The following is a 5,025-nucleotide window of genomic DNA, read 5'->3' as shown; positions in this document are numbered from 1 at the left end:
GCGGTCATTTCAGAGGGATTTCCCCAATGGTTGTGATCGTGACGGTTGGAGCTTCAGCTTCCTCCAGGCACTTTCCTGCAGGCAAAACAAAACCCCAACTGCTTTCGCAATTGGGGTTTCGGAATTTAATCTTGACGATGACCTACTCTCACATGGGGAAACCCCACACTACCATCGGCGATGCATCGTTTCACTTCTGAGTTCGGGATGGGATCAGGTGGTTCCAACGCTCTATGGTCGTCAAGAAATTCGGGTACTGACTCGTGACCGGATGGCCTCGCTTCAGCAAATTGGGTATGTGACAGCTGTCGGTGTTTTGTGAGCGTCGAACTTTCGGTTCATTGCGTCTTCACACACCGCAATCTGATGCTCTTTCGAGTCTACAGATTGCTTGGGTGTTATATGGTCAAGCCTCACGGGCAATTAGTATTGGTTAGCTCAACGCCTCACAGCGCTTACACACCCAACCTATCAACGTCGTAGTCTTCGACGGCCCTTCAGGGAACTCAAGGTTCCAGTGAGATCTCATCTTGAGGCAAGTTTCCCGCTTAGATGCTTTCAGCGGTTATCTTTCCCGAACATAGCTACCCGGCAATGCCACTGGCGTGACAACCGGAACACCAGAGGTTCGTCCACTCCGGTCCTCTCGTACTAGGAGCAGCCCCTCTCAAATCTCAAACGTCCACGGCAGATAGGGACCGAACTGTCTCACGACGTTCTAAACCCAGCTCGCGTACCACTTTAAATGGCGAACAGCCATACCCTTGGGACCGGCTTCAGCCCCAGGATGTGATGAGCCGACATCGAGGTGCCAAACACCGCCGTCGATATGAACTCTTGGGCGGTATCAGCCTGTTATCCCCGGAGTACCTTTTATCCGTTGAGCGATGGCCCTTCCATACAGAACCACCGGATCACTAAGACCTACTTTCGTACCTGCTCGACGTGTCTGTCTCGCAGTCAAGCGCGCTTTTGCCTTTATACTCTACGACCGATTTCCGACCGGTCTGAGCGCACCTTCGTACTCCTCCGTTACTCTTTAGGAGGAGACCGCCCCAGTCAAACTACCCACCATACACTGTCCTCGATCCGGATAACGGACCTGAGTTAGAACCTCAAAGTTGCCAGGGTGGTATTTCAAGGATGGCTCCACGCGAACTGGCGTCCACGCTTCAAAGCCTCCCACCTATCCTACACAAGCAAATTCAAAGTCCAGTGCAAAGCTATAGTAAAGGTTCACGGGGTCTTTCCGTCTAGCCGCGGATACACTGCATCTTCACAGCGATTTCAATTTCACTGAGTCTCGGGTGGAGACAGCGCCGCCATCGTTACGCCATTCGTGCAGGTCGGAACTTACCCGACAAGGAATTTCGCTACCTTAGGACCGTTATAGTTACGGCCGCCGTTTACCGGGGCTTCGATCAAGAGCTTCGCGTTAGCTAACCCCATCAATTAACCTTCCGGCACCGGGCAGGCGTCACACCCTATACGTCCACTTTCGTGTTTGCAGAGTGCTGTGTTTTTAATAAACAGTCGCAGCGGCCTGGTATCTTCGACCGGCGTGGGCTTACGCAGCAAGTGCTTCACCCTCACCGGCGCACCTTCTCCCGAAGTTACGGTGCCATTTTGCCTAGTTCCTTCACCCGAGTTCTCTCAAGCGCCTTGGTATTCTCTACCCAACCACCTGTGTCGGTTTGGGGTACGGTTCCTGGTTATCTGAAGCTTAGAAGCTTTTCTTGGAAGCATGGCATCAACCACTTCGTCGCCTAAAGGCAACTCGTCATCAGCTCTCGGCCTTGAACCCCCGGATTTACCTAAGATTTCAGCCTACCACCTTAAACTTGGACAACCAACGCCAAGCTGGCCTAGCCTTCTCCGTCCCTCCATCGCAATAACCAGAAGTACAGGAATATTAACCTGTTTTCCATCGACTACGCTTTTCAGCCTCGCCTTAGGGACCGACTAACCCTGCGTCGATTAACGTTGCGCAGGAAACCTTGGTCTTTCGGCGTGGGTGTTTTTCACACCCATTGTCGTTACTCATGTCAGCATTCGCACTTCTGATACCTCCAGCAAGCTTCTCAACTCACCTTCACAGGCTTACAGAACGCTCCTCTACCGCATCACTTGCGTGATACCCGTAGCTTCGGTGTATGGTTTGAGCCCCGTTACATCTTCCGCGCAGGCCGACTCGACTAGTGAGCTATTACGCTTTCTTTAAAGGGTGGCTGCTTCTAAGCCAACCTCCTAGCTGTCTAAGCCTTCCCACATCGTTTCCCACTTAACCATAACTTTGGGACCTTAGCTGACGGTCTGGGTTGTTTCCCTTTTCACGACGGACGTTAGCACCCGCCGTGTGTCTCCCATGCTCGGCACTTGTAGGTATTCGGAGTTTGCATCGGTTTGGTAAGTCGGGATGACCCCCTAGCCGAAACAGTGCTCTACCCCCTACAGTGATACATGAGGCGCTACCTAAATAGCTTTCGAGGAGAACCAGCTATCTCCGAGCTTGATTAGCCTTTCACTCCGATCCACAGGTCATCCGCTAACTTTTCAACGGTAGTCGGTTCGGTCCTCCAGTCAGTGTTACCTAACCTTCAACCTGCCCATGGATAGATCGCCCGGTTTCGGGTCTATTCCCAGCGACTAGACGCCCTATTAAGACTCGCTTTCGCTACGCCTCCCCTATTCGGTTAAGCTCGCCACTGAAAATAAGTCGCTGACCCATTATACAAAAGGTACGCAGTCACAGAACAAAGTCTGCTCCCACTGCTTGTACGCATACGGTTTCAGGATCTATTTCACTCCCCTCTCCGGGGTTCTTTTCGCCTTTCCCTCACGGTACTAGTTCACTATCGGTCAGTCAGTAGTATTTAGCCTTGGAGGATGGTCCCCCCATATTCAGACAAAGTTTCTCGTGCTCCGTCCTACTCGATTTCATGACTAAGAGACTTTCGCGTACAGGGCTATCACCCACTATGGCCGCACTTTCCAGAGCGTTCCGCTAATCTCAAAGCCACTTAAGGGCTAGTCCCCGTTCGCTCGCCACTACTAAGGGAATCTCGGTTGATTTCTTTTCCTCAGGGTACTTAGATGTTTCAGTTCCCCTGGTTCGCCTCTTGCACCTATGTATTCAGTACAAGATAACCATCTTGTGATGGCTGGGTTCCCCCATTCAGACATCTCCGGATCAAAGTCTGTTTGCCGACTCCCCGAAGCTTTTCGCAGGCTACCACGTCTTTCATCGCCTCTGACTGCCAAGGCATCCACCGTATGCGCTTCTTCACTTGACCATATAACCCCAAGCAATCTGGTTATACTGTGAAGACGACATTCGCCGAAAATTCGAATTTCTCAACTAAGAGAACTCACAAATTTTACCTTAGCCTGATCACCACCAGTGAAAGTGGCCATCAGTCTATCTTTCTATCACATACCCAAATTTTTAAAGAACGATCTAATCAAAAGACTAGAAATCAATATTCAACTCGAATATTCATTTCTAAACTCTCAAACTTTCGAAGCAGTTTATGGTGGAGCCAAGCGGGATCGAACCGCTGACCTCCTGCGTGCAAGGCAGGCGCTCTCCCAGCTGAGCTATGGCCCCATAACAAAATTGGTGGGTCTGGGCAGATTCGAACTGCCGACCTCACCCTTATCAGGGGTGCGCTCTAACCAACTGAGCTACAGACCCAATTTCGAGCTTGTAACTGCTAGCTGTGAGCTATCAGCTTGGAGCTTAAAGCTGCTTCTATCGTCTTCTTCAATGAATCAAGCAATTCGTGTGGGAACTTATGGAGCAGCTGATGTCGTCGATTAAGGAGGTGATCCAGCCGCAGGTTCCCCTACGGCTACCTTGTTACGACTTCACCCCAGTCATGAATCACACCGTGGTAACCGTCCTCCCGAAGGTTAGACTAGCTACTTCTGGTGCAACCCACTCCCATGGTGTGACGGGCGGTGTGTACAAGGCCCGGGAACGTATTCACCGCGACATTCTGATTCGCGATTACTAGCGATTCCGACTTCACGCAGTCGAGTTGCAGACTGCGATCCGGACTACGATCGGTTTTATGGGATTAGCTCCACCTCGCGGCTTGGCAACCCTTTGTACCGACCATTGTAGCACGTGTGTAGCCCAGGCCGTAAGGGCCATGATGACTTGACGTCATCCCCACCTTCCTCCGGTTTGTCACCGGCAGTCTCCTTAGAGTGCCCACCATAACGTGCTGGTAACTAAGGACAAGGGTTGCGCTCGTTACGGGACTTAACCCAACATCTCACGACACGAGCTGACGACAGCCATGCAGCACCTGTCTCAATGCTCCCGAAGGCACCAATCCATCTCTGGAAAGTTCATTGGATGTCAAGGCCTGGTAAGGTTCTTCGCGTTGCTTCGAATTAAACCACATGCTCCACCGCTTGTGCGGGCCCCCGTCAATTCATTTGAGTTTTAACCTTGCGGCCGTACTCCCCAGGCGGTCAACTTAATGCGTTAGCTGCGCCACTAAGAGCTCAAGGCTCCCAACGGCTAGTTGACATCGTTTACGGCGTGGACTACCAGGGTATCTAATCCTGTTTGCTCCCCACGCTTTCGCACCTCAGTGTCAGTATCAGTCCAGGTGGTCGCCTTCGCCACTGGTGTTCCTTCCTATATCTACGCATTTCACCGCTACACAGGAAATTCCACCACCCTCTACCATACTCTAGCTCGCCAGTTTTGGATGCAGTTCCCAGGTTGAGCCCGGGGATTTCACATCCAACTTAACGAACCACCTACGCGCGCTTTACGCCCAGTAATTCCGATTAACGCTTGCACCCTCTGTATTACCGCGGCTGCTGGCACAGAGTTAGCCGGTGCTTATTCTGTCGGTAACGTCAAAATTGCAGAGTATTAATCTACAACCCTTCCTCCCAACTTAAAGTGCTTTACAATCCGAAGACCTTCTTCACACACGCGGCATGGCTGGATCAGGCTTTCGCCCATTGTCCAATATTCCCCACTGCTGCCTCCCGTAGGAGTCT

2 tRNA genes and 3 rRNA genes are annotated in these 5,025 nt (G+C 51.6%); all 5 read right to left on the bottom strand.

The window, feature by feature from the left end:
• Positions 1 to 129 precede the first annotated feature (129 nt).
• Positions 130 to 245: ribosomal RNA gene (gene rrf, locus QRN19_RS14935) — 5S ribosomal RNA — on the bottom strand.
• A gap of 157 nt (positions 246 to 402) precedes the next feature.
• A 23S ribosomal RNA gene (locus QRN19_RS14930) occupies positions 403 to 3,293 on the bottom strand.
• A gap of 238 nt (positions 3,294 to 3,531) precedes the next feature.
• Positions 3,532 to 3,607, bottom strand: a tRNA-Ala gene (locus QRN19_RS14925).
• Between the two features lie 10 nt (positions 3,608 to 3,617).
• Positions 3,618 to 3,694, bottom strand: a tRNA-Ile gene (locus tag QRN19_RS14920).
• Between the two features lie 123 nt (positions 3,695 to 3,817).
• Positions 3,818 to 5,025 (bottom strand): 16S ribosomal RNA (locus tag QRN19_RS14915); the annotation flags it as partial.

Origin of the sequence: Plantibacter sp. ME-Dv--P-122b (genome assembly GCF_030209375.1) — a bacterium.
Taxonomy (GTDB): Bacteria; Actinomycetota; Actinomycetes; order Actinomycetales; family Microbacteriaceae; genus Plantibacter.
Note: the sequence above shows the minus strand (reverse complement) of the source record. Positions and strands in the feature narration are given on the sequence as shown.